Annotated in this window: 17 protein-coding genes, 1 tRNA gene and 4 pseudogenes; 7 read left to right on the plus strand and 15 right to left on the minus strand. The window is 57.3% G+C overall.

Annotated elements, in window-relative coordinates:
• Positions 1-249: 249 nt before the first annotated feature.
• The 7 genes and pseudogenes from IPK79_01420 to IPK79_01450 all read right to left on the minus strand — a co-directional run bounded on the left by IPK79_01420 (position 250) and on the right by IPK79_01450 (position 6570).
• Positions 250-2638, minus strand: a pseudogene (locus IPK79_01420) (DEAD/DEAH box helicase family protein).
• A complete protein-coding gene (locus IPK79_01425) occupies positions 2638-2817 on the minus strand; it encodes a helix-turn-helix domain-containing protein (GenBank protein MBK8189096.1) in 180 nt (59 codons plus the stop codon). Before IPK79_01425 ends, IPK79_01420 begins: the two are co-directional and overlap by 1 nt.
• A 95-nt stretch (positions 2818-2912) precedes the next feature.
• Positions 2913-3194 carry a hypothetical protein gene (locus IPK79_01430; protein MBK8189097.1) on the minus strand — a complete coding sequence of 94 codons (282 nt, stop codon included), beginning with the start codon at positions 3192-3194 and terminating at the stop codon, positions 2913-2915.
• Between the two features lie 84 nt (positions 3195-3278).
• A pseudogene (locus IPK79_01435) lies at positions 3279-4201 on the minus strand (nucleotidyl transferase AbiEii/AbiGii toxin family protein).
• Positions 4202-4204: 3 nt separating this feature from the next.
• Positions 4205-4963: pseudogene (locus IPK79_01440) on the minus strand (type IV toxin-antitoxin system AbiEi family antitoxin).
• A 280-nt stretch (positions 4964-5243) separates the two neighbouring features.
• Positions 5244-6428 (minus strand): tyrosine-type recombinase/integrase, encoded by a 1185-nt coding sequence (locus IPK79_01445; protein MBK8189098.1) that lies wholly within the window; start codon positions 6426-6428, stop codon positions 5244-5246.
• Positions 6429-6497: 69 nt separating this feature from the next.
• Positions 6498-6570: transfer RNA gene (locus tag IPK79_01450), tRNA-Thr, on the minus strand.
• Between the two features lie 129 nt (positions 6571-6699).
• Here IPK79_01450 and IPK79_01455 point away from each other — a divergent pair.
• The 3 genes from IPK79_01455 to IPK79_01465 all read left to right on the plus strand — a co-directional run bounded on the left by IPK79_01455 (position 6700) and on the right by IPK79_01465 (position 10691).
• A complete protein-coding gene (locus IPK79_01455; GenBank protein ID MBK8189099.1) occupies positions 6700-7731 on the plus strand; it encodes a 4Fe-4S dicluster domain-containing protein in 1032 nt (343 codons plus the stop codon).
• A 110-nt stretch (positions 7732-7841) separates the two neighbouring features.
• Positions 7842-9386, plus strand: a complete 1545-nt coding sequence (locus tag IPK79_01460) for an AAA family ATPase (protein MBK8189100.1) — start codon at positions 7842-7844, stop codon at positions 9384-9386.
• Positions 9387-10028: 642 nt separating this feature from the next.
• Positions 10029-10691 carry a dTMP kinase gene (locus IPK79_01465; GenBank protein MBK8189101.1) on the plus strand — a complete coding sequence of 221 codons (663 nt, stop codon included), beginning with the start codon at positions 10029-10031 and terminating at the stop codon, positions 10689-10691.
• Here IPK79_01465 and bioD read toward each other — a convergent pair.
• The 3 genes and pseudogenes from bioD to IPK79_01480 form a co-directional block, all read right to left on the minus strand.
• The gene (gene bioD / locus IPK79_01470) at positions 10688-11356 is read right to left on the minus strand and encodes a dethiobiotin synthase (protein ID MBK8189102.1); all 669 of its coding nucleotides are present in this window, start codon (positions 11354-11356) and stop codon (positions 10688-10690) included. The genes IPK79_01465 and bioD overlap by 4 nt on opposite strands.
• Positions 11357-11431: 75 nt before the next feature.
• Positions 11432-12406: pseudogene (locus IPK79_01475) on the minus strand (saccharopine dehydrogenase-like oxidoreductase).
• A gap of 127 nt (positions 12407-12533) precedes the next feature.
• Entirely contained in the window at positions 12534-13346 is an 813-nt protein-coding gene (locus IPK79_01480; GenBank protein ID MBK8189103.1) for a TIGR02281 family clan AA aspartic protease, read from the minus strand.
• 344 nt (positions 13347-13690) lie between these two features.
• Between IPK79_01480 and IPK79_01485 the strand changes: the two genes are divergently transcribed.
• Positions 13691-15136, plus strand: a complete 1446-nt coding sequence (locus IPK79_01485; GenBank protein MBK8189104.1) for a hypothetical protein — start codon at positions 13691-13693, stop codon at positions 15134-15136.
• 617 nt (positions 15137-15753) lie between these two features.
• Here the strand turns inward: IPK79_01485 and IPK79_01490 are convergent.
• The 4 genes from IPK79_01490 to IPK79_01505 all read right to left on the minus strand — a co-directional run bounded on the left by IPK79_01490 (position 15754) and on the right by IPK79_01505 (position 20614).
• Positions 15754-16794: a hypothetical protein gene (locus tag IPK79_01490; GenBank protein MBK8189105.1), complete on the minus strand. Its 1041-nt coding sequence runs from the start codon at positions 16792-16794 to the stop codon at positions 15754-15756.
• Positions 16795-16827: 33 nt separating this feature from the next.
• Positions 16828-19359, minus strand: a complete 2532-nt coding sequence (locus IPK79_01495; GenBank protein MBK8189106.1) for an ATP-dependent Clp protease ATP-binding subunit — start codon at positions 19357-19359, stop codon at positions 16828-16830.
• Between the two features lie 332 nt (positions 19360-19691).
• The gene (locus tag IPK79_01500; GenBank protein ID MBK8189107.1) at positions 19692-19985 is read right to left on the minus strand and encodes an HU family DNA-binding protein; all 294 of its coding nucleotides are present in this window, start codon (positions 19983-19985) and stop codon (positions 19692-19694) included.
• 134 nt (positions 19986-20119) lie between these two features.
• Entirely contained in the window at positions 20120-20614 is a 495-nt protein-coding gene (locus IPK79_01505; GenBank protein ID MBK8189108.1) for a hypothetical protein, read from the minus strand.
• 92 nt (positions 20615-20706) lie between these two features.
• On the opposite strand from IPK79_01505, the gene IPK79_01510 reads away from it, so the two are divergent.
• On the plus strand, positions 20707-21558 hold the full coding sequence (locus tag IPK79_01510; protein MBK8189109.1) for an alpha/beta fold hydrolase: 852 nt from the start codon (positions 20707-20709) through the stop codon (positions 21556-21558).
• A 160-nt stretch (positions 21559-21718) separates the two neighbouring features.
• A complete protein-coding gene (locus IPK79_01515) occupies positions 21719-22591 on the plus strand; it encodes a TrbI/VirB10 family protein (protein MBK8189110.1) in 873 nt (290 codons plus the stop codon).
• A 152-nt stretch (positions 22592-22743) separates the two neighbouring features.
• Here the strand turns inward: IPK79_01515 and IPK79_01520 are convergent, their stop codons facing one another.
• Entirely contained in the window at positions 22744-24528 is a 1785-nt protein-coding gene (locus IPK79_01520) for an aldehyde dehydrogenase (protein MBK8189111.1), read from the minus strand.
• Between IPK79_01520 and IPK79_01525 the strand changes: the two genes are divergently transcribed.
• Positions 24527-25045, plus strand: coding sequence for a hypothetical protein (locus IPK79_01525; GenBank protein ID MBK8189112.1), 519 nt, complete (start codon positions 24527-24529; stop codon positions 25043-25045). The genes IPK79_01520 and IPK79_01525 overlap by 2 nt on opposite strands.
• The last annotated feature ends 25 nt before the right edge of the window (positions 25046-25070 follow it).

A 25070-nucleotide genomic window follows, 5' to 3' on the forward strand; every position in this document is an offset into this window, starting at 1 on the left:
CACTCCTGACCCGCCAGCGTGGCCCGCTCTTCTTCCACCAGCTCCATATCATCCAGAAATTTAAGAACAGCACCCAGGTCAGCATCGGCAGACGATCCAGGTCGCCGCTCAGCCCTTTGTCTTTCCGCATGATTTGCGGGCCGACTTGATGATGGGAATCAAGTCGTTGGGCGGTGGTTTTGGGGACTTCAGTTTTCTTGGCGGATTTTGCATCAGGTGGGGGTTTCAAGCTTTCAACATCACTTCTAACTAGCTTTGTGGGTTGGCGTAAAGCCTTTCGTTTAAATCCGCGATGGCTTTTCGGAGGTTCGGCGCACCGCCAGCAAGCGTTTGGAAATCCAATCACATTGCCAAACTCGGTCAAAGGCGGCACTTCCAGGGCGTCCGGCAATTTGAACTGAGCGGGTGCCATGCTCGGCATATTTTTCCAACAAGGCATCCAGAATACAAAAGCGCATCCGCCCAAACTGGTCAAAGAAGTCCTTGTGCTCTTTCTTGAGCCATTCGGCCCGTTCCCGTCGGGTTCGCAACGGTGCGTTATAAGCCAGGTGGCAAAGCAAATCAAACGATCAACTTCCGGTTTGCCGAGTGTTCCGCTAAATGCTCCACATCAATCCCGCGCTCTTCCAACTGGTCAATCAGAAAGGCTCGCTTCTCACTATTGAGCCATTGTGCCCGGAATGCCATCGCATCAGGATAAATGGAACGGAGGTTTTCAGACGTGTAATCGGTTGTTGTTTGCAGGTTAGCTGGTTACCTTGGGCATCCAGCTCATAGACCAGATGACGAATAATCTCTACCTGGCCACCATCCACATAAAACTTGGATGGTTTGGCTTCTTCCGGTGTCATCGCCAAGGCCGCCGCCAAAACTATTTGAACCACCAGATCCGTCCCAAGTTTCTGTTTCATCTTCAGGAGGAGGCGACGGTTCAGGAACGTCTTGGATGATTACCTCGCCCTCTTCATCAATGGTTGTCCGGTGGTTGAGGTAACAGGATCGCCGTCGAACTCCGGGTCGGCAAACTTTTGGGTGGCGGTTCCGGTGTAGTCCAGAATGTTGAATCCCAGTTTGCCTTTATCGGTGCGAAGCCGTGTTCCGCGCCCGATGATTTGCTTAAACTCCGGCATCGAGCCCACAACTCGAATTAGGACAATGTTCTTACAGGTTGGGGCATCTACCCCAGTGGTCAGCAATTGAGAGGTGGTGAGGATCACCGGGCTTTTGGTGCTTCAACGTCTTGAAACTTGGCGCGGTGGCCTGCCCCCAATATCGCCTTCATGAGCCGTAACCCGACAAACATAGTCCGGTATTCCCTCAACAAATCGCTATTCAGTCGGGCTAGAGCATCCCGCATATCCAGCGGATGCTCCTGGTTTACGCAAAACACAATGGTTTTGGCAAAGCGGTCTGTTTGCTTCAGGAAATCGGTCAGGTGCTTTGCAATGGCTTCGGTTCCTAGCCCGCAAAGCAACGACCCGTTCAAAGTCTTTGGTGCCGTACTCGGCATCGGGAATTTCCCGCCCATAACGATCTTGTTGTCCTTATCGGGTCGCCATCCGGTGGCGTCACAGTCGTCGGTGACGATTCGGTGAACCCGGTAGGAGCCAGAAAGCCATCGGCAATTCCTTGGGCTAATGAATAGGTGTAAAGCGGAGAGCCAAAGTAAGTGTAGGTATCCCGGTTGTCCTCTTTGAGCGGAGTGGCTGTCATCCCAAGCTGATAGGCTGGCTCAAACCATTCCAGAATTTCTCGCCAATTGCTGTCATCCCGAGAACGCCTCTATGGCATTCATCGACAATCACCAAATCAAAAAATCTTTGGGATATTCCTTGTAAAGCCCTGGCCGATTGCTATCCTGGGCAATAGCTTGGTAAATGGCAAAGGAAATATCCCGCCCTTTGCTAATCTGGCCGTTTTCGATCTTGAATCGGGCATCGCCAAAGACGCTGAAATCCTTGGCCATCAGGTCATCGACCAACATTACGATCCGCCAGGAAAGAATCTTAGGTTTTCGAGTATCGCCTCGCTTGTTCCAACCAGCAGACCAAAGCTTCCAGGCCACTTGAAACGCAACAGACGTTTTCCCTGCCCCCGTACAGAGGGTCAACAAGCATCGCTTATTGCCGCTCAAGATCGATTGAACAGCCCTGTTGATGGAAATTTCCTGGTAGTACCGAAGCGGCTTGACTTTATCTGGAAAAGTGGGGGTGAGCAATCGTTCGTCAGAAATGTTTTCGGCTTGGCTTAAGCGCTCCCAAAGCGCTTTGGGGGAGGGAAGTCCGTCAGTTCGGCCTGTTGACCCGTGGTAGTCAAATTCCACGAGCATGACCGTTGGTGCTGTAAGCAAAATTTCAGCCCAAGAATCTCCGCATAGTCTTTGGCCTGACCTAAACCTTCGGAGGGGTGTTTGTATGATGCCTTGGCTTCTACAACCGCTATCGGAAAGTCTCGGGTGTATCTGAGGAGGTAGTCAGCCCGCTTTTGTTTACCGCGCCTTGCCTTACTGCCAAAAAACAGAATGCGTCCATCTGTAAAGTCTTTTGCTCATTGATGACATGAGGCTCATCATCCATCCCACACCCTGAAGCTTGGGAATCACATATTTTCGGCAAGTGTCCGCTTCATTGAGCGCCATCAGCAAGCCCCTACCTTCTGATTTTCCAGCCAAGCCCGGACATCAGCTTCCCGAAACCGCCAGGAGCCCTTGATCTTAATGGCAAAAGGCAGCTCTCCATCTTCCATCATACGGTAGATGGTCCGGGTGGAGACCCGAAAAGCTTTGGCCAGTTCATCCAAGGTCAGCAGTTTATCCAAAGAACGCCCTCTCCACTCTGGCAGTTGCTTACCGCTCTTCAGATATTGTCACAAACTGACAGGGGATTCAAGGGGAAATGACGCGATTCGCTTGCTTATCCCTCAAATAAAACCTTCTCAAACGCTTGTTCATTCAGTTGATCCCGCTGCATCCTTTTAAGGATAAAGGCGTCTTTTACCACCACCCCCCTATGGCCTGCATTCTCAACCGTTTTAAGTAATTCATGAGGGCCATAGTAGCTTTCTGTGTGATAGTTTTCCACTATTTTACCAATCACAACCGTATTGAGTTCTTCATAGCCGTCTTCGTACCCGTCCACCAAAACATCCAGGTTTGGGTACTGCATCAGTATTTGTGCCAGATCTTTTGCTTTCATATTGTGCATTTTACCAGACGCATTCCGCACAAGTGCAGGTTAAGCGTAATAGAATACCTTTTGCCCCAATAATATCCATTGGGATTACTTTCTCAGCTTCTCTTCCAACGCCTTGAGCTGTTGGGCGTGCTTCTTGGGATCGTGCTTGATCAGCTTTTCGACGTTGAGAAGCTTCCATTGAACGGCTGGCATGTCCTGAAGCACTGGCAAAGGGATGAGATCCCAGTGGGGTTCTCCTTTTTTAAAGCTGATGAGAAACTCTCGTTCTTCATCCGTGAGCTTGGTGTGAATTTCAGCAATCAGACGTTCACGAGCCGCCTCGTAGTCCTCGTAACGAAAGGGAATTGTTGTCATTCCAGCAAATTGGCCCTCAAAAGCAGATCGCTGATCCAATAAATTGGGGCTGATCAGTTCATTAATGGGTCTGGGGTTACTGACGAGCAGGGCAATAAATCCTTGGCGAATTTCATCCGACAAGCCTTCGTTCTCAAACAACAGATGGATATCAAACAAATCTCGTGGATGTTGGCGATCCAGGGCCGCACAAATTTTCCCGCCAAACAATTCCGCTTCAGAAACAACCTGGATTTGAGCAAACTTGCCCAATTCTGTTTCCACTTTTCTGTGACTTGCATCAGACGAGGTGGGTAGAGGTGTCCTCGAATCGTTGTGTTGACCTCAATCTTGACTTGGGCGAACTGATTTTGGCATAACAACTTGGCTTCTTGACCGTCGCTTTGAGGTAGAATCTTTACCCGGATACCGGGAAGTGCTCTTTCTATGCGGGCTTTAATCCGCCCTAAAGCATCAGAGATGTTTTGCAAAGCCGTACTTCTGTCATCAAATGGCAGATAGTTTAAATCAACATCCACCGAGTACCTTGCCAAGTCCCTGACAAAGAAATTAATGGCTGTACCGCCTTTGAGTGCAAAGCAATCTTCCTGAGCAACAAAGGGCAGTATTTGAAGCAAGAGATCCGCTTGTGCCCGATATGCTTCAGAAATCATAATTCACCAATTCCTGGGCAGTGTAATTTGAAATTCCGCATCCAGGACACCGCCTTTAACAAGGCTTCGTTTCCCTTGCCAAGGTCGATTTTGTCCCGGTCAAGTCGGCTTAACCACTGATGCCCTACTTTTTTGCGCCATATACAGGAAGACCCTTTTCACTTTGACCGACGCACATTGCTCCAGTAACTCCTGAAGCAGCTTCGGGCGTAGATTTACCAACCCTTCCATCACCTGATAACATTCCACCACATCGACCTGGGATGGCGCTAAATATAAGCATTCCAATATGGCACGCTCCGGTGTGGAAATGGTGATACTAAAAGTCTTCAACTCCCTTCCGTGAGCCCCAATTTGCGTGGAAGGAAAGACGTTTGAACATGCTTGATAGGATTTCCCCATGTGTAGTTTTTATACCAGACTGGCAAATGGGTCTTATAGGGAGAAAACAAAAAACACCCTTTCCCTCGCAACACGGAAGTAATGCGCCAATCCTTGCATGGCTAACGCCGTTAATGCGCCTGCATGTATGGGTAAATCCACTTGCTTTTGCAGGGCATATAGCCCGCCTTGCCATTGGATTTCCTCTTTAGGCCTTTTAAAAGCGCCTTTCCCCACACTTTCAAGCCAACCGCTTTGACGGTAACGCTTCTGAAGCTCATATGAGATTCCTTGCGCCTCCAACCAAGAAGCCAAGCAAACTGTGCCCGGCTTATGTTCGTCGAGGAATTGGTTTATTTTTGATTGTCTATCGGTACTCATAGTACCAGTATATGGATTTTTTAAAACCAAATCAAGAGGATGCCAAGAATCTCGCCGGATAACGTAGTTTATTTTTACCTGTGCAAAGGTACTCATAGTGCCGATATATTTCTTTTTTTAAACCAATCCATACAAGCGCTACGCCCCCACCATCTTGGCCAGGAGTTGCGCCTTTTGCTGGGGAGACAGGTTGGGAAGCTCTTTCACCAAGAGGTCCATGAGGCTCGTACTTGAAGGGGGCGTGTTTTCACGACCGGCTGATACCGGAAGTTCCATGTCCTCACACCCAGCCCGATAAGCCGAAGCCAAGGCATCCACATCCCGAATATGGGTATAGCCCTGAGTGGTCTTCAAATCCGTGTGGCCCGCCCAAAGTTGGGCATGGACTGGGTTGATATGCGCGTCGTTCATCCACTGGGTAATCCGGTAATGCCGGAACGAGTGGGCAGAAAAGCAATCCCACTCGCCTCGCTGATCTCACGAATGTAAGTGACCAGGGCGTATTTTTGAGGGTGGTGTAGCCATACCGTTGGCTATGAACCCAAAACAGCGCATTCGGGGCCAGCTCGTTTTGCTGTTCTGGCTTTGGACGAACCTTGAGATAGTCCAGAATGGCCTGTTGGGCCATCTTGGGAAAAGGAACCATTCGTTCCTTACTGCCCTTACCGATCACCGTTAAGGCGGCCTTGGTCACATCCTCATGGAAGCGAAGACTGGAAAACTGGAGGCTGCAAACTTCCGACAGCCGAAGAGCGGTGGTGGACAGCAGAATGATGAGGGTTCGGAAAAGCAACTGCTTGTAGGCGTCGTCCCCTGATGCCTTATCGCACGCCTTGAGGATGATGGGGATATCTTCCCGTTGGAGAATCTTTTGCTGGTGCTTGAAGCCTCTGGGAACCTTGGGGTAGAGCCGTCGGATTTCCTCACGTTCTGAGTCGTTAAGCAACTCTTTGGATTCACACAGAAACCGGGCAAAGGACGATACAGCCCCATGCATGTGACGCCGAAGCGTGACCCGGTTCTTATCCACCTCCGCCAGCCAGACCCGAAGATGCGTGGCTAAAATGACATCAAACCGATCAAAGTACTTGTTGATGTAATGGAGCTGGTCTTTTCGATGAGACGCTGCCCAAGCATTTACATCTACCCCATCTTCATACCATTTGAGCCATTCCGGGATGTATTGGGCATGCATCCCCCGCCGAGGAAACGCTTGTTGTTTGGGCACGGCAACATCACCCCCTTCTATACCAGGAGCGCCCTTTTGGGGAGTTTTTGGCCTTGGCTGGTCTGGAACCAACGCAAGCTCTGGAGTGGTTTGGTATATCTTATATGCCCGTTTACTGTCCCGGTAAAACGTCTCTACCAAAAGCTTCCCAGAGTTGATCCGGTTGTAGAGTTCCGTCCGGCTGATATTAAAGAGTTTTGAGGCTTCTTTGAGCGTTGAAACGTGAACTTGCATCATGTGTACTCCAATCATTTTGGAGTTGACACATGTAAAGTAAATTGCCTCACTATACTTTCTAAAGAATTTAGCCGATGACCGGATTTGAACCGGTGACCTACGGTTTACGAAACCGTTGCTCTACCAGCTGAGCTACATCGGCGTGGGCAATTTTATACCCGATCCGCGCGCCGGACACAAGCGGGCAAGCGCGCCCCCGACGAAAGGCGTTGGCCCGCAGGCGGATTTCACGCTACACTGAACCGCCGCCCTCCGCTGGAATCGTCCCGCGATGACGTCGCCACCGCCACTTTCCCCCTGGCAACAAGCCGCTTTACGCGCCCTTGAAGAAAAACGCTTCTTCAAGCTGATTCTCGGCGGCAGTTTTACTGATACGCAAAAGGCTGACTGCCTTAGCGCCATCTATGCCGCCGCCGGGGCTGATTGCATCGACATTGCGCCGGACGCTGCCGTATTAAACGCCGTAGAAAATGGGCTTTCAGCGCTGCCCGCCTCGCAGGCGCGTCCGATGGTGATGATCTCCCTGCCACTGGACCCCGACCCGCATTTTAGAAAAATCGAGCTCAACGAGCCGCAATGCATTCTGTGCGGGCTTTGCGCGCCGGTTTGTCCGACGGACGCCATTGAAATGACAGCGCACGCGCTGCTAATCGCTCAACCGCTCTGCTATGGTTGCGGACGCTGCCCCGCGGTCTGCCCAACAGACGCCCTCAAGCTCAACCCGATTCACCCCGATCCACAGGCCGTCAGCGACTTACTGGCGCATCCGCTGGTGCAGGCAGTGGAGATTCATACCCAGCATGCGGATCCCTATATGTGGCCCGAATTTGAAGCGCTTTACGGACGCGCGCTTTTTGGAAAAGCGCTATCGCTGTGCTTTCGGCCTCAACGTCTGGAGGAAAGGCAGGCGCTGGAATTTCTAGGCCTTGTACAAGCCTTTGCGCAACGCCTGCAACCGGACTTTCCGTTGATTCTGCAGATTGACGGCGAGCCGATGTCAGGCTCCGATGACCCGCAGGCCGCACTGCCGTCGCTGCAAGCCGCACGCGCATTCTGGCAAGTCCACGGCGCACGGTTTCCGTTCATCACGGTTTCCGGGGGCGTGAACGCGGCGACAGCGGACTATCTACGCCAATCTCCGTACGCCTTCATTTCGGGCGCGGGTATGGGCACCGTCGCCCGACGGGCCGTGTGGGATGCGCTCGCCAGCGATGACCCAAGCGCCGCCGTGGCGCGAGCCCGTCGGCTGATGGCAGGATTTCGGCGTTCGTCCGCATCGGCTATAATAGAAGAGTCTCTTTAAGACCCAGGGGGCTATCAGGGGACGAGAGCCGCGAAAAACCCACAGGAAAAGCCCAAGCTTTGAGCGCAGACGACGAACTCCAACTGCTGATTGATATTTTGCCGGCTCGCATGAACGCCTGCCTGCCACGCGCCGATCGCCCCACACTGATGGAAGTCGTGATGGATCTCGGCCGCCCCCCTGAGGCCCGCTATCGCGGCAATCGCTACGAGACGCTGGGCCATACCCCCGTGTCGCAAGAAGAACTCGAGCATGTCACCCAGCGCGTCGGCGCGTTTACCGGCGACAACCGGGCCGGATTGCCGCGAACACTGCATCGCATCAGCGCTATTCGCAACCGGCAAGGGCATATTGTGGGCCTGACTTGTCGCGTGGGAAAAGCCGTCACTGGGACGATTGACTGTATCAAGGATCTTATTGAATCAGGCAAGAGCGTGCTGCTGTTAGGACCGCCCGGCGTGGGAAAAACCACCAAACTGCGCGAAATCGCCAAGCTGCTGGCCGATGACGGCGGTAAGCGCGTGGTGATTGTCGATACCTCCAACGAAATTGCCGGCGACGGCGACATTCCGCACCCCTCGGTGGGCCGCGCGCGCCGCATGCAGGTCAGCAGCCCCGAGCGCCAGCAGGAAGTCATGATCGAAGCGGTCGAAAACCACACGCCCGAAGTGATTATCGTCGATGAAATCGGTACCGAAGAAGAGGCGATGGCCGCGCGTACCATTGCCGAGCGCGGCGTCACGCTGATTGCGACCGCCCACGGCGGTACGCTGGACAACCTGATTAAGAATCCCGTCCTGTCGGATCTCGTTGGCGGCGTGCAGGCCGTGACGCTGGGCGATGACGAAGCCCGCCGTCGCTCCTCGCAGAAAACAGTGCTGGAGCGCGAAAAGCAGCCTACATTTGACGTCTGCGTCGAGATCCGCGATCAGTTGACGGTCGCCGTCTATCCTGACGTCTGCGAGGCGGTCGACCACCTCTTGCGCGGCTGGACGCTCTTTCCGCAGGTGCGCCGCGTGGACAGCGAAACCGGCGACGCCCGCATCCTGCAAACCGACGTGCGCTCGCTGCCCGATTTGGTCAATGAGGCAGAGCAAACCGAGGCGCTGGCAGCCGCCCTCACGCGAACCGGCGGGATTCTCGCCCGCCCGCCCGCTGACAAGGCCTTCCGCGTCTTTCTGTACGGCATTAGCCGCGCCTATGTCGACCGCATTATCGAGCGCTTGAGCCTCACCAACGTCTCAACCACCAATAATATTCACGATGCCGACGCCATTATCGCCCTGCGCGGCAGCGCGCGTCCGGGATCCAAAATCGCGCAACTGGCAGCCGACTACGAGGCGCCTATTTATATCGCCAAAGCCAACACAATGCCGCATATCCAGCGGGCGTTACGCGAAGCCATGAATGCCGAAGCCGGGTCCTTCGCCGAAAAGCTGACCGATCCCGCCGCCGAAAACGAGACGGACGCCGCCCTTCGAGAAGCGCTCGAAACCGCCGAGCAGGTGCTCTCCAGCGGCGATGCGATCGAGCTGTCGCCTCAGCGCTCATTCGTGCGGCGCTTGCAGCATGAGATCATCGAAAACAAAGGCCTACGCAGCGTAAGCGTGGGCGACGAGCCCCGCCGCCGGCTTAAAATCCTGCCCGCGAGCTAATTTCTCCCCCAGCAGCGATCCTGCTCCCGTTTTATTAATAAAGGCCCGTCGATTGACCGCTCTCGCTTATCGAGCGCGGGCGTTCAATTTAGCAAGGCGATTCTTCTTAATTTTTCCCTTTTAAGGCTTTGGTTTAAGGATTTTCCATAAAGCGCAGTATTCTTCACAAAGTCGATACCCCCCTCCCTAAAAGCTTAATTGGAGCCATTCGCCTAGAGCGCGAGGCTTTAATATCCTTTTTCGCCCGGAAAAACGCTTCTCATTTACAGGATTTATTAAAAATTTTTTAGAACTCTCAGTTCTCTATATTCTATTATCGCAATAGAATCTTCGAATTTCACTTTAAACAAATTATGAATTTCAAGAATATTTCTATTAACCGTTCCGAAACCCAATCTGCTGGCAAACAATTTAGGCCGACTTAGAATTTGCATACTTCCAGAAGTACAGTCAAAAATCTCTATTTAAATTTCCTCTCAGAAATTGGGAATCAGGATTGTCGTTTCAAACAAAATAGAAATACATTAGCAGCAATACCATAATAAAGACCACTCTGATCCCGATCACAAGCCCGATTTGGCGAAGCGGCTTCTTTGGGGGGAAAATATCAGCCCAGAAAGCCCGCCACCAGAAAGTATTGCGATGACATCCGGCCTGTTTATTACCTTTGAAGGCGTCGACGGCTGCGGCAAATCGACCCAATTAGCGCACTGCGACGCGTGGCTGCGCGCCGAAGGGCACGACGTCCTGCTGACCCGAAATCCCGGCGGGACGGCGCTTGGGACTGAGATTCGGCGGATTTTACTGCACCATCCGGGATACGTGTCGCCGACGGCTGAATTGCTTCTGTACATCGCCGATCGCGCCCAGCACATGGACGAATGCGTCGCCCCGGCGCTGCAAGCCGGGCGTATTATCCTATGCGATCGTTACCACGACTCGACGCTCGCTTATCAGGGCTTTGGGCGCGGGCTTGATATCAGCGAGATTACCCAGCTCAACGCGCTAGCCACTCACGGACGCGCGCCGGACCTGACGTTTCTGTTTGACGGACCGCCAGAAGCCCTTCGCCAGCGCGTCGCCAACCGAGGCGCTGCGGATCGGCTGGAATCTGAACAATTGGCCTTCTATGAGCGCGTCGCCCAAGGCTTTCGGACGCTGGCAGCTCAGGAACCCCAGCGGTTTGTGACATTGGACGCCCGCGAGTCCATTGAGACGCTTCAGGCGGCCGTGGCAGAAGCCGTTCGAAGGCGATTACCGATTCAGGCCACGCGCGCCAAGGTATCCGACGAGTCGCCCGCTTAGAAACAGGCCGCCATCGCACGAACGGCGGGATGCTCGCCCGTCAGCGCCCCCGGCGTCAGGTCCAAAGACGGAATCCACGCCAGGACAGGAACCGGCAGAAAGGCATCCCACACGCGGGGCAGCGCAGCGATGGCCTGATCCGGCGAGTCCGCCTCAAAGCGCGACACCACGACGCCGCGCACCGGGATTTTTCGCGTCTGAAGAGCTTCGAGCGTTAGTAGCGTATGGTTAATCGTACCCAGATCGGGGCGCGCGACGACCAGCGTGGGCAGATCCAGCGCGGCCATTACATCAATCAGTTCCAGAGACGGCGCCAGCGGGACCCGCACGCCGCCCGCCCCTTCCACCAGCGTGAGATCGAAGCGGGCGCGTAACGCAGCCACCCGCTCTAACACCGTCTCAAGACGGATTTCGTGGCGATCGTCGGCGACAAACGGCGCAACAGGCGGCGCAAACCGATAGCCGATACGGGTTTCGACCGGCTGTGCGAGCCAGCGGTTGATCGTGGCGGGATCCGTATCTGCATCCGACGCCGCGCCAGTTTGAAACGGCTTATAAACGCAAACGGAGCGCCCCTGCGACTGCGCAAAAGCAGCCAGAAGGGCGGTAACAAGCGTCTTACCGACATCCGTGCCAGTTCCGGTAATAAAGAGAGCGGACGCCACGCAAGCGACCTAGGAAACAGCCCCGACAAGCGCCTCGCCAGATGCGGCGCTCGTCGAAACGCGCGCGCCGGAGGAGAACCGCGGCATCAGGTCGGCGGAAGTCATCAATCCGGCAAGTCCCTGCTGCTGATAGAGCGACACCCCACGCAGCAAGAAGCCCAGCGCCGGGCCGCACACGTTATCGACCATCGTCGTTTCGTCGCCCAGCGTGAACTGATGGCTGCTGACAGCGCCGCCAGCCGTACGCCCGGTCACAGTCACCGTAGTGCTGACAGGCTTTTTGGCGTTTCGGGTGTCCACCAGGCCGCCCACCCGCACGCGATCGCGTGGGCAAACGCCCGCCAGCTCAAGGATGATGTCGTCGGCATGCTCCATGCCGTTGAGCTCGATGAGCCCTTGGCGGCGGTCCAGCTCCGCTTCAACGTCAGCATCGCTCATTGCGGCTACGCGCTCGGCGTTAAAGCCGTCCAGATGTATCAAGTCTTCTCGTACTGTGGCGCGATAAGCGTCCCAACAGGCGATACCGACCCCAAAGCGCACATCTACCGACAGCACTTCGGCGAAGGAATGGGCGGCCACCGCGGCCACCGTGGTCAGAAAGCCCGGCGTCGCGCCTGCGCCGGTGATATACAGCACCCCGCGCTCGCGCAGGCTTGGGCCCAGCGGCATCAGGCGCTCAACAGCCTGAGTTCGCTTAAGGGCGTCGACCATCACGCCACGAAAGGGCGTGTGATCGAGAATGGCTTGCAGCGTCTCGGCGAAAAACGAGACGGGCAGATTCGGAAGCGCCATAAAGATAGCGTCGATAGACTCTCCGTGCGCCTGTAAGAGATCCAGAATTGCGCGATCGCTTCCGACCGCCACAGCGCAAGGGGCTTGCGCGACTGTCGCCAGCGGTTGAATGGCCTCAACGGGAAGACCCTCTGGATCATAGCAGTAGCCGCGGCTATCGGCCATGGCCACCAGTTGAAAATCAGGCCGAAAGGGGACGAGACGGGCCATGCCCTTGCCCAGACCGCCGGCGCCTAAAATTGCGAGTCGAATCATCATCCACGCTCCTCTGCTACATGATACATGCCAAGGCCAGCCTAAACGAAACCGGCGAGGGCTTCAATGGCGGATTCATGCGCAGGAGGCAGAAAAGCTATCTTAATAAAGAACTCTTATCAGTTCTCTATTAATGAGGCTGAAACACCAAGAGGCCTTCTTGGGGATCAATGGTCAGGCGAAACTGCCGGATAAAACTCAGGCCCAGAAGCCCGCTGAAACTCGAACCAGGGCGAACGTCAATCACCGTGGCTTCAACGTTATGGGCTTCCACGCCATTGACGCTGATACGCTCGATCAACACCTTGCGGGCCTCGATTCGCCCGTTAGCCGTGGTGATCCGAACCGTCCCGAGGGGCTTGACGCTGTCGCCCAAGGCATCGGCCAGTTGCTGGGAAATCGACGTATAGGTCGCCCCTGTATCCACGATGAAATTGGCGCTGACGAGGTCGTTGAGCCGCGCCTCGACCATCAGGGCGTTCTGGTGAGGCTGCAGGGGGACCAGGACAGACTGGCGCGAAGACGTCATCACCGCCTGTTGCGCGGCCAGCACCGGCTCGCCCGCGCCTGGAGTCTGACGCTGACTGATGCCCAGCGCTTGAGCCCGCTGACGGGCGTACGCCACCACGCGATCCTCGTTGCCGTAGCGCGTCACGTAGTCGTAGTGCGCCAATGCTTCTGCGCCGCGATCGAGTTTGTCCAGCACGATGGCCAGATAGTAGCGGATATTCACGCTGCCCGCGTCGGCAGACTGGGCCTGGCGAAGAAACGGCAGCGCACGGGCATAGTCGCCCTGACGATAGGCCATCACCCCGCTACGGAAGGCGCTGACATCTTCTGAAGCCTCGACCTGCGCGTAGGTCGGCGCTGATAAGGCAAGCCATGCCACAAACGCAACGCCCAGCCATCTCGAACAGGGACGGGGAAGGGCGACCGTCGTCATGAGGCATCCTCGCAATCAGGGATCAGGCGCGTCATACGCCAATGAGTGTCCATCGACCGATCGCGGCGGATCTTTAGGACAATGGACCTCTCGCCAAAAGCAGCGCCATCGCCGCGATTGCGGGAATCTTCCGAAAGTTTTCATAAAATGCGCACAAAAATGGCGCCCGGGGTTTTTATGCAGGTGAGGGGAATTAGCGCCAAGTCAGTGGGTCTGGCGCCTCGGGCAGATAATATCAAGATGCAGGCGTTGCGCTTCCGGGCGAGCGATGCATCGAGAGAGTGGCTATGAGCGCATCGCGGCGGTGTCCGCGATCCAGCTTCGCTGTGAGGGGGATTCATCAGATGGGAAATCAGTACGCCGTAGGGATGCCGCAAATGGGAATCGATCCCATTATGGCCCAGGCGCTCGGGATGCAACAGGCCTTTGCCGGTGATGTTCGACAGTTTGAAGATCAGTTTCTGCGGCCCATGGGTCTGAATGGGTGGCAGGATCTTCAAAATCAAAGCGGCCGCCTGCCCGCCGCCACTGGAGACAGTTACACGCCTCGGGGAGGCCAGAGATCCGGCAGTGGCGGATCTAACGGCTCCATCATAGAACCTGTGGTGGGCTTAGCAACCTTCACAGGACTTAAGCCCGCTTTCGCCGGCGCTCACGACGCCTGGAAAGTGCGCAGCCAAGGGACGCAAGCTGCGGCAATCGCGTGGAAACAGGGCGCAGGAAACGCTTACAACTCTGCGAGTAATTTCTACAACCGCGCAGGTCAATACTTCCATTCCGCCGCCAATCAAGGGATGTTGGAAGAAGCGGCGGCCCAGCGGACATTATCCGCTTCTTATGCCCAAAAAGGCGAAACGGCTCTGGCGAATGCAGCCCAAAGCCGTGCTGAGCGTATGGAGCGAGTAGCCGCAGAGCATACCACCGCCGGGCGCGGCGCGTCTCGGATTCCTGTTGAAAGCGTAGCGACTCCTACGACCGGCGCTCCCGCGCCATCCGTTTCCACAGCAGCGCCAGCGACGCCAACGGTTTCTACGACGGCGCCATCAGCTCCTTCAGCAGCGTCCATCCAAAGCGCGGCGCAACATGAAGCCTCAAGTCTTATTAGGACAATGAAAACCGAGGATTTAGTTAAGTATTTAACGCCAGAACAACAAAATGCATACCGCCAGCTCGGGCCCGATGCTCAACGCGCCTTTCTCCACATGAATCGCGCAGAGCTGGAAACGGCGATCAAGGCCACTCAAACCGCAGGCAAGGCGGCAGAAGGCGCGGCGACTGCCACTAAAAATCTGCTACAACATTTAACGCCGCAAGAATTGGCGACGTACCATGCAAGAGGCTCTCTAGGCGGGCCTATGTATCTAAACGATCTAAGACCGGAACTGGAAGCCCGGTTCGCAGCGGCTCAAACGACGGCAGCGACTCCGGCGGGAGGCGCAAACGCTTCAAACGTACATGCCAGCCCCCCTGCGGGCGCAGCAGGCAAGGCGGCCGAAGCGGCGTCTGAATCGAAAGGGCTGTGGCAACGGGTTCAGTCGAAGGCTGGCAAAGCCTGGAATGCCATTAAAGCCGGGGGCAAGGTCGTTGCGCGCTCGCTGGGCAAAGTCCCGGGCGGCCGGATTATCGGACGCGCTCTGGCAGTCGCCGCAACAGCAGTGGGCGCAGCAGCCGGCAGCGGAGTCGTTGTAGGCGTATTGGGCGCTATTGCAACAGGAGTCGGCATTCTGATGGCAGGCCAACTCGTCTGGGATCTCGGCAAAGCCATCTTCGGCAGCGACGATAAAGCCTGATTAGCATTAACCTCCATACCCATACCTACCAACCTACCTACTACCTAACCTACCTACCGCGGCTCCGAAAGGGGCCGTTCTTTTTTGAGCGCGCGAGAAGCGCCCCCCTCCCCGGTGTCCGGGCGGCGGCGGCAAGAAAAGCGTCTCGCGCAATCGCGCGTTCGAGAGGGTGGTTTGAAGAGCGTGTCGGTCAGAGGAGTCTGACGCTCGTTGATGTTCTGGAGAGCGGGCCTCCTGAAGGCCGGGGGCGCGTGGGTTGCCATGCCACGGGTCCCCCGAAACAATCAGGAAGATGGCTGCGCGTAAAAGCCACAGAGAGAGCAGCGCCGGGCGCTTGCGTCATCGCGCATGATCGGAAAGCGAGACCCCGCGCAGCCGAATCCCTCGCACGCGGGGTTGCGCACGGAAGGCCAACAGGCTGGGTCTGAGTCAACGTCTAGACGGGCCGCGATTTGGCGCGGCTGTATCGCATTTACGATTCATGGCTGATCATGAATCATGCATTTAAAAAACCATAGAGATCAATATTTACGATTTTTCAGAACCCTCTCAGAGAGCGGCTTTCAGGGGCGCTGGAATCGCTTTATATTTCTTAATATCCACAGGGCGGATCCGGCCTAAAGCGCGTCCCGGCGCACGCTGGGCGGCGGCGTAAACTTGTCACGGAAAGAGGGCGGCAGTTCGCGGTAATAACGCGCCAATGCATCGTGGTAGGTGTGGAATTTGAGATAACACAACGCGATATAAGAGGCAAAGAGCGTTGCTTCCATAGCAAAGACCAGTGGCAGATTCATTTTGAGGGTAAGAATATCCTGCATATTATACGCATAGAGCAACAGCGCGATTTGCGACACGAATAAGCCTACAAATAGCGCATAAGCAGGATACAACAGGTACACTTGCGGCGACTGGAAGGCCAGACGGCGACAGCGGTCGAAAATGGCGCGCGCCGACAAATCGGGCTCCGTCATGGCGATCACGTCGCCAAACAGAGTGGTAATCGCCAGCCACACGGCGCGGCCGATTGCGTAGGCGGTCAGGACAGACAGCAACATCATGACAAACAGAAAGGCGATCATCATCGTCGGCAGGCTGAGCGGGGTAGAATCGGCAAACTGGTTAAAGAGGACCATCTCAACCCCGGCGACAGCCATGGTCAGCAGAATCATCGCCAAGGGCGGGCCAAGCACGGCGACCAGCCGATAGAGGGTCCACGCAAGGGTCGTGAGCATCGATTGCTGCGCATCGGGCTGATAATCGACATGCAGGACATCCGGGCGCGGAAAACGCCGCGACCATGCCTGATAATACGATTGACGAATGCGCAGGGCGAGCTGAAAAAAGCCAAAAAATGCCAGGACGCAAAAGACGATCAGCTTGAGGTAGAAGTGAAACGGTAAGACCGTACGAACGGCGTCAGACTCGGGCATCGACGCCGACTTGAAGGCTTCCATCAGGGGGACGAACAGGCTTTCGGCCGACAACAGGATGACCGGCGCGATCAGCAGCAGCAGGGCAATCAACAGCAAGGCGCGCGGCGGGGCGAGCGCTTCCAGCCATCCGCTGGCGTCTGGAGAAAACGGCGCGACAGGCGCATATCCCGCGCCCGACGACGGGGCGGCGCCGGGGAATCGGCGATGGACAGGAGGAACGTTCATACCCACGGGCGGCGAATCCTGAACCAGGGGCGCTTATTTCCCCTCAGGCGCGCCAGCGGCGGCGGTCGCAGGGGGATCCGACTTCTCGGATTTTTCGGGCTTCTCAGCCGTTTCGTCGGTGGCGGGCGGCTCTGCCGAGGCGGATTTCTCAAAGACGATTTTCTTGTCTTCAAGCGTCGCGCGCACGGTGTCGCCTTCCTTGAAGTGGCCCATGAGCAATTGATCGGTCAGCTCGTCTTCAATGCGGCGCTGAATCACCCGACGCAGTGGACGAGCGCCGTATGAGGGGCTGTAGCCTTCCTTGGAGAGGGCGTCTTTCACCTCATCGGTGAGAATCAGCGTCATGCCTTGCTGCGACATGCGCTTGGTGACGTCGGCCAGCATGATATCCACAATGCGGCGAATTTCTTCGCGCGTAAGCTGGTGGAAGATGATGGTGTCATCAAGTCGATTGAGAAACTCGGGACGGAAGGTCTTTTTCATTTCTTCCATCACGATGTCTTTCATCTTGTCGTAGCGGGCCTCGGCGTCACTGGTGGCCGGCGAGAAGCCCAGCGGATTGGGGTTCTCGATGCCGCGCGCGCCAACGTTGCTGGTCATAATCACGATGGTGTTTTTGAAGTCGACTGAGCGGCCTTTGGAGTCGGTCAGACGCCCGTCGTCGAGAATTTGCAGCAGGACGTTAAAGACGTCGGGGTGAGCTTTTTCGATTTCATCGAACAGCACGACGGAATACGGCTTGCGGCGCACCTGCTCGGTCAACTGGCCGCCTTCCTGAAAGCCCACGTAGCCGGGAGGCGAGCCAATCAGCTTGCTGACCGTGTGACGCTCCATGAATTCGGACATATCCACGCGGATGACGTTGTCTTCTGAGCCAAAGAGATATTCTGCCAGGGTTTTGGCCAGCTCGGTCTTGCCGACGCCGGTCGGGCCGCTGAAGATAAATGAGCCAATGGGACGATTGGGATTCTTCAGCCCCACTCGCGCGCGACGAATCGCCTTACAGATCGAGGTCACGGCGTCGTGCTGGCCGATAACCCGCTCATGCAGCGTATCTTCCATCTTCAGGAGTTTTTCGGACTCGCTCTCGGTGAGCTTGGCAACCGGAATGCCCGTCCAACTGCTGATAATGGCGGCGATATGCTCTTCGGTGACTTCGATTTTCTGGTCTTCGACGTGTTTTTTCCACTCGTCGGCCATTTCGCGGATTTTATCGCGTAATTCGGACTCCTGATCGCGCAGATCGCTGGCTTTTTCGAAGTCCTGCTTGCGGATGGACTCTTCTTTTTCGCGGACGATGCCCTTGAGGTCTTTTTCCAGCGCCTTGCCTTCCGGCGGGAGCGCGCTGGCGTTGAGCCGCACGCGCGAGCTGGCCTCGTCGATCAAATCCACGGCCTTATCCGGCAAAAACCGATCCGAAATATAGCGAGACGACAATTTTGCAGCCGCTTCGAGCGCGCCATCGGAAATCACCAGTTTGTGGTGCTGCTCGTATTTTTCGCGCAAGCCGCGCAGGATTTCGATGGTTTCTTCCACCGAAGGCTCTTCGACCATGACCGGCTGAAAACGGCGTTCGAGGGCGGCGTCTTTCTCGATGTGCTTACGGTATTCGCTGATGGTGGTCGCGCCGATACACTGAATTTCGCCGCGCGAGAGCGCCGGCTTGAGGATATTGGCGGCGTCAATCGCGCCTTCTGCGGCCCCAGCGCCAATCAGGGTGTGCAGTTCGTCAATCACCAGAATAATATTGCCAGCCTGGCGAATTTCATCCATGACCTTTTTGAGACGCTCTTCAAATTCGCCGCGATATTTGGTGCCGGCGACCAGCAGGCCGATGTCGAGCTGGACGATTTTACGGTCCACCAGAATATCGGGAATATCGCCGTTGACGATGCGTTGCGCCAGACCTTCGGCGATTGCCGTCTTACCGACGCCGGGTTCTCCGATCAGCACCGGGTTGTTTTTGGTGCGGCGGCCCAGAATCTGGATAACGCGGTCGATTTCCTTCTCGCGACCGACCACCGGGTCGAGGCGCATTTCTTGCGCGGCGAGGGTCAGGTTTTGCGAAAACTCATCCAGCGTAGGCGTCTTGCTGCGCCCCGGCGCGGACGAACCAGACGCGCTGCCGCGGGTCTCGCCCAGCATGCGGATGACATTACTGCGCACCTTGCTGAGATCCACGCCCAGATTTTCGAGAACGCGCGCAGCGACGCCTTCGCCTTCACGAATCAGGCCCAGAAGCAGATGCTCGGTGCCGATGTAGTTATGACCCAACTGGCGAGCCTCGTCCCACGAGAGTTCCAGCACCCGTTTGGCGCGCGGGGTAAACGGGATTTCGACCGCAACGAAGCCGCTGCCGCGTCCGATAATTTTTTCGACTTCGGCGCGGGCTTCCTTGAGGTTAACGCCCATGCCTTTAAGGGTTTTAGCCGCGATGCCGGTGCCTTCGCCAATCAGGCCCAGCAGAATCTGCTCGGTGCCCACGAAGTTGTGGCCCAGCCGCCGGGCTTCTTCCTGCGCCAGCATAATGACTTTAATGGCTTTTTCGGTAAACCGTTCAAACATGGCGGCCTCGCGCTCTCTTCTTGATTTGACGATAGGTGATAACAGGGTCGGGTTCGGTGAAACAGCGCATCATGCGCCGGATCGCGTCGCGCGGCCCGGATGGGCGCATCAGGACCATGACGCTTCCTTTGCCTATGGTAACCGAAGGGGGATCCGGCGACAATAGCAAACGCCTGCGACACGCCAGATGGAGGAGGGCAGCCCGGGCCCCGGGTTCAGTCGCAGGGAGCCGCCTGGAGGGAGCGCTTCGAAAAATCCAACGGGAAGACGCCCACGCAAAACGGGGTCGTTTCCGACCCCGTAATGACGTCTGTAAGCGCGCTTGAAGCGGCTTAGTTGCTGGAGACCAGCTCCTTGAATTTTTTACCCGCCGAGAACGCAGGAATATTTTTAGCAGGAATCTGGATGCTCGCGCCCGTCTGCGGGTTACGCCCCGTGCGGGAGGAGCGCTTACGGCGCTCGAAGGTTCCAAAACCAACCAACGTAACTTTCTTACCCTTAGAGACGGATTTCTCAATGGCGTCCAGGGCCGCAGAAATCACATCAGCAACCTGCTTTTGCGGGTATTTGGTTTTTTTGGCGACTTCTTGAACCAATTCTTCTTTATTCACAAGAGAATCCTCCATCGACAACCTGAACAAGGCGATTATAGGGGCAGTCTCAGAATTTGGCAAGCCCAAAGGCTTGCGCCACATACGGAAGTAGTCATTTTTAACATATGCGCGCATATACCCAGGCGCCGCGACGCCCGGTCGCCGAATCAGCCCTTTTGCATCGCGCGACAGGCGCGAAAGCCTCGCCAAAGATGGAATAGCACATAACCGTGGACAGCCAGTATCAGCCAGTCCTGCAAGAAGAGCGTAATGACGGCATCTCCGACATAGGCGAGCATCCCCAGCGCAAACGCCCACCCGTGGCCGCGATGCGCCAGCGCGCCCATGACGCAGTAAAAGACCAGCATCAAAAATTCCAGCGAGTAGCTGAGCATCACGCCGACAGGACCAAAAGCGGCGGCCACGCCATTCATCAAGATCGACGCGCCCAGCCCGAAAATCATGACGACGCTTGCGCCGCTGGCGCTTAGAATCGTATTGACCAGCGATAAGCCCGCCAGCCAGTAAAACCAACTGGCCCCGCGCGCCAAATGCGCCCGGTCTTCAGCGTGAGGGGATGCAGACGGCGGCGCGTCTGCGCTTACCGGTCCCACCGGCGCAAGGTCAGGCAGAGGCGATCGGTTCGGATTCAGGCTCATCATCGCTCCTTTGAATAAAGCGGGTAGGGGCAGGGAGTAGGGGCTTTATCGAATGAAACGCTCAAAACTTGAACCCTTCACGATAAAATGCCGATATGCTGATGATTGAAAGCTTTCGCGGATATGACGGCGCGGCCTTGCGTTACGGGCGTCTGCGCGGCGAGGGGCCGGCAGAGTCCGTGTTGCTGTATGTTCCGGGGTTAGGCGGATCGGTGAAGGGCGCGCTTGCGTTTCTCGGCGCATTACGGCCCCTCTTCGGCGAAATCTACGGACCGGATCTAAGAGGATTCGGCCTTAATAGCCATGTTACCGTGCCGCAACCCGTGCACTATCTCGACGATCTGGATGCATTCTGGCAAGAAAAAAGTCTGCAAACCCATGCGCCCGTTACTCTGTGCGCTATCAGCCTCGGGGCGGTTGTTGCGACGCATTGGGCTCTGGCGCATCCGGGGCAATTCAGCCGCATGATGCTCGTATCGCCCGCTTTCAAGCCGCATGCGGCGACATTCCCTTGGCATTACGCGTTACAGCGGCTCGCAGGACGCCTGCTGCGGGGCGAATCGCACCAGACGACGATGCCCTATACCATTGCAAAGCTCACGCGCAATCCCGAGCTGCTGAATGCGAAAGAGCTGATGTTTACGCCGCCCACCGTGCCGACGGATTTTCTGCTGGCAACGCGACCCTTCGCCGACGCCGCGTTTCAACGGCTGAGCGAGCTGACATTGCCGACGCTGGTTGTCGTCCCGGGTGACGATGAGGTCTGCGATCCCAACGCCATGCGACGCGGGTACGAGCGTATTCGCGCGCCTAAAATTCTGCACGACTATGGCGGGTTAAAACACGACGCGCTGATGGAGCCGGAATCCCCGCAAATTGCCGCCGACATGGCCGCATGGCTGCAAAACCCGGAACTTTGCCCGCCGGCAATCGTCTGTCGGCCTTGACGCGTCGCGCGATTCGCTTGACGGCGCCGGTCGCCGGATGGCTTAATAAGGCGTTTTCCATCGACCCTGAATTTTTGGGATCGATAACGGCATCGTGCACCCGCACCATAACTTTCTGCAATTTCTGAAATTTCCGCAATCAATAAAGGAGATGACCCGCGTGAACTTCAAGACCAGCCCGCTTGCGCGCCCTTGGGCGCTCGCTCTTGCGATTCCCGTTCTCACGCTCGGCATGACGCTGGGGCTCGGAGCGTTTGACGCTGCCCGTGCAGAAGGTATCGGCGGCTTAAGACTGGCGCAGCTTCAGCCCCTACAAGGCCGCGTCGTAACCGCCCCTGCGGGAACGGCGATGACCGCTTCGCTGCAAATGCCGCTCTCCAGCGAGACTGCGCGTCCCGGCGACCGCTTTACCGCCACGCTGGGCGGCGACATCGCAGCCGGCGGGTCGATTGTGCTGCCGGCAGGCAGTCAGTTGGAAGGTCAGGTGTTTTCGGCGCAAGCTGCCGGACGCGCCGGACGCAACGGGATGCTGGACGTCCGCTTTACGTCGGCCATTACGCCCGGCGGTCAGCGCGTGCCGTTGTCAGCGCGCATTCAGACCGAAGACGGCAGCGGGATTCTTAAAGGCGGCACGGCCGCTTCCCGCGCTGGAAAAGCAGCCCTGAGAACCGGCCTCGGCGCGGGTCTTGGCGCAGCGCTGGGAACCGCCATGGGACCGCTTTCGGGCGGTCGGGTCGGACGCGGCGCCATTTATGGCACGGCCGTCGGCGGCGGCCTTGGCGCTCTGTACGCGGGCGCCAAGAAAGGCGAAGACGCGATTTTGCCTGCCGGACAAACGATTAACATCACGCTGGATTCTCCGCTGACCGTGACGCCCGGCGGCGCAGGAGCAGGATCGTATGATTCGCAGCCGTATTACAACTACGGCGCGCCGCAGCAGCCCTATAACGCGCAGCCCAACGGCCAGCCCTATAATCCGCCGTATCAGCCCTATGGCGGGCAAAGCGCCCCGAATCCGTATACGACGTATTAGATAAATCGATCGCAGTGTTGATCAGTCGCCCCCTGTCGCGCGCCACGCTTCAGGGGGCGACTGTCGTCTGGTTCAAGCGGCTCGCTCAGCGCGTCCCAGATTCAAACCCGCTGCCAACGGCGGCGACGCGGCAGGGGCCTAAAAACGACAAGTTACCACTGACGAGACGCGCGTCGCTGAAAGAAGCCGCGCGCGAGCGACGGGCGCAGCCATCGCCAAAAAGGGGAGCCGCCCGTAAAGGCCAGCACGCGCGCAGAAAATGCGGCATCCTGCGCACAGTCGCCACGATGCAGGTGCCAGGGCGGCTTGCGTAAGAAGGGCCAGCGGATGGTGACATTGCGGCTGTAATAGCGGCGCTCGCTCAGGGCGTCGAGAATCGGCGCGCCATGAACGCCTGCGCCCCAGCCGCTGTCTTGACGCCCGCGCCACGGGATTTGCGGCAGAGAGTAATTGAGCAGGGCCAGATCGTTAATGGCAACCAGCGGCGCCGTGAGCTGACGCGCCAGGGCGGCAGCCTCTTGCGGGTCGCCGAACACGCTGGCGGTCAGCGCATACGGACTGTCGTTGGCAAGCGCCACGGCGTGCGAGGCGTCATCATAAGCGATGACTGGCAACGCGGGCCCGAATGTCTCTTCGGTCAGAACGCGCGCGCCCGGTGGAACATCGCTGAGCAGCGTAGGTGGATAGTACCACCCAGGCCCTTCAGGGATGACGCCGCCGCAGAGAATCCTTGCGCCACGGGCGCGGGCATCCTCGATCTGGGCATGAAGCGTCGCACGCTGTCGGTCGCTGATCAGCGGTCCGACATGCGTCGCGGAATCGAGCGGCGGGCCAAGACGTACGGCGCGCATGGCAGTTTCCAGCGCCGCCAGTACCGCAGGGACATCGGCGCGCGGGACGTACAGGCGCTTGACAGCCCCGCAGGCCTGTCCATTATTAGCCAATCGCCCGAACAGCGCGTAACTGAGGGCTGTTTGCAGTGCGGCCTGACGATCGCCGCCGCGATTTTCCAGCAGAATCAGTGGGCAACTGCCGCCTAACTCCAGAGAGGTTGAAATTCCGCGCGCCGTCAGCTTGTCGCGAACGCGGCGTCCGACCGCCGCGCTGCCGGTGAACAGACAGTGATCAATTGCCCCGTCAGTGAGAATCTCCCCGACGGCGCCGTCGCCGGGCAGCAGCGTAAGCGCGTCTTGCGGCAGACTACAGGCGCGCAGGCTGTCGGCGACTATTTCGGCCAGCGCATAGGCGCAATCAATCGCCAGCTCGCTGGGCTTGAAGACCACGGCGTTTCCGGCCATCAACGCAGGCGCAAGGCCGCTGACGACAATGCCCATCGGGTAATTCCATGGGGTAATGAGGGCGACGACCCCCAGCGGGCGGCTCTCAGACCGATGCAGGCGGCCCAGCAGGGCGCCGGCGGGGCTCCACTCCTGTCGCTCCGACAGTGCGTGCGGACCGATGCGCGCCGTATGACGCAACACGGCGATGGCGCCCGCCAGATCAGCTTCCAGCGCATGGGCGAGCGTCTTACCGCTTTCAGCGACGACGCGGCGGGCGAGCGGCTCGGCGTTGGATTCAAGCGCATCCGCAATTCGACGCAATAACCGGGCGCGTACAGACAGCGGCGCCTGGGCCAGGCAGACGCTGGCCAGACGCGCGCGCGCGATGGCGGCATGGACATCGCAGGCGGAAGGCCGGGGGACGCGACGAATTTCGTCACCGGTGGCCGGGTTACGCGCAATCAGCGCGCCAGACGCACAAGCGCCAGACGGCGTAACGTCGTCAGGTAGAGAGGCGGCCGTCGCAGGAGGGGCAGAGATTCGCGCGTGGGGTTCGTGCATCTGGAGGGTTCGCAATTGCGGGCGACGACCCCATAATACGGAAAGGCGGCGAGGCTTCCAAATGCCCCCGCGCGCATCCGGCGGGAGGATCGTCATGACGGCAATACGCAAACGGTTTGCAACTCTGTTCTTGAAAGCCCTGATCGGCGCTGTGGGCGCGGCGGCTCTCATGACGCTGGCCCTGAGCATTCAAGCCAACGCGCAGGAAGCGCATTTGGTAAATCCGGCGCTGGCAGCGGTAGAGACGTTTGAAGTCGCCCAGTTTCACGAGAATTTCGGCTTACAGCAGCAGGAAGTCCCGCCAGAAATCCTGCTCAACTTACGCACCGCGCTTCATCAGGAAACATCGCTGCCGAGCGCCTCGCCTGCGCAAGGCGTGCTGACGCTGGCCTGCGAAGGACTGTCGTGTCGTCACATTCAAGCCAATTTACGGCTTAATAACGTTCATGGCCCAACCCTCTGGCAAACCCGCGTCGGCAGTTATCGCCTGTATGCGCTGGATCGCTTCTGGTCTGTCGAAAAACCCCCGGCCCGCATTGCCACAGAAATTATCAGCCGCCTGGCTGACGATGTGGCCTTAGCGCGAAAAATTCAAGCCACGTCGCGCAATTAAAACCCGATACGGGGCATCGAAGCAG

This window comes from Vampirovibrionales bacterium (assembly GCA_016712355.1).
Lineage (GTDB): Bacteria > Cyanobacteriota > Vampirovibrionia > Vampirovibrionales > Vampirovibrionaceae > JADJRF01.

Bases quoted from the DNA above. Each gene is read 5' to 3' on its own strand.
- IPK79_01430 (MBK8189097.1), bottom strand. From the start codon at position 3,194: ATGAAAGCAAAAGATCTGGCACAAATACTGATGCAGTACCCAAACCTG.
- IPK79_01445 (MBK8189098.1), bottom strand. From the start codon at position 6,428: ATGATGCAAGTTCACGTTTCAACGCTCAAAGAAGCCTCAAAACTCTTT.
- IPK79_01455 (MBK8189099.1), top strand. From the start codon at position 6,700: ATGACGTCGCCACCGCCACTTTCCCCCTGGCAACAAGCCGCTTTACGC.
- IPK79_01460 (MBK8189100.1), top strand. From the start codon at position 7,842: ATGAACGCCTGCCTGCCACGCGCCGATCGCCCCACACTGATGGAAGTC.
- IPK79_01465 (MBK8189101.1), top strand. From the start codon at position 10,029: ATGACATCCGGCCTGTTTATTACCTTTGAAGGCGTCGACGGCTGCGGC.
- IPK79_01480 (MBK8189103.1), bottom strand. From the start codon at position 13,346: ATGACGACGGTCGCCCTTCCCCGTCCCTGTTCGAGATGGCTGGGCGTT.
- IPK79_01485 (MBK8189104.1), top strand. From the start codon at position 13,691: ATGGGAAATCAGTACGCCGTAGGGATGCCGCAAATGGGAATCGATCCC.
- IPK79_01490 (MBK8189105.1), bottom strand. From the start codon at position 16,794: ATGAACGTTCCTCCTGTCCATCGCCGATTCCCCGGCGCCGCCCCGTCG.
- IPK79_01495 (MBK8189106.1), bottom strand. From the start codon at position 19,359: ATGTTTGAACGGTTTACCGAAAAAGCCATTAAAGTCATTATGCTGGCG.
- IPK79_01500 (MBK8189107.1), bottom strand. From the start codon at position 19,985: ATGGAGGATTCTCTTGTGAATAAAGAAGAATTGGTTCAAGAAGTCGCC.
- IPK79_01505 (MBK8189108.1), bottom strand. From the start codon at position 20,614: ATGATGAGCCTGAATCCGAACCGATCGCCTCTGCCTGACCTTGCGCCG.
- IPK79_01510 (MBK8189109.1), top strand. From the start codon at position 20,707: ATGCTGATGATTGAAAGCTTTCGCGGATATGACGGCGCGGCCTTGCGT.
- IPK79_01525 (MBK8189112.1), top strand. From the start codon at position 24,527: ATGACGGCAATACGCAAACGGTTTGCAACTCTGTTCTTGAAAGCCCTG.
- IPK79_01520 (MBK8189111.1), bottom strand. From the start codon at position 24,528: ATGACGATCCTCCCGCCGGATGCGCGCGGGGGCATTTGGAAGCCTCGC.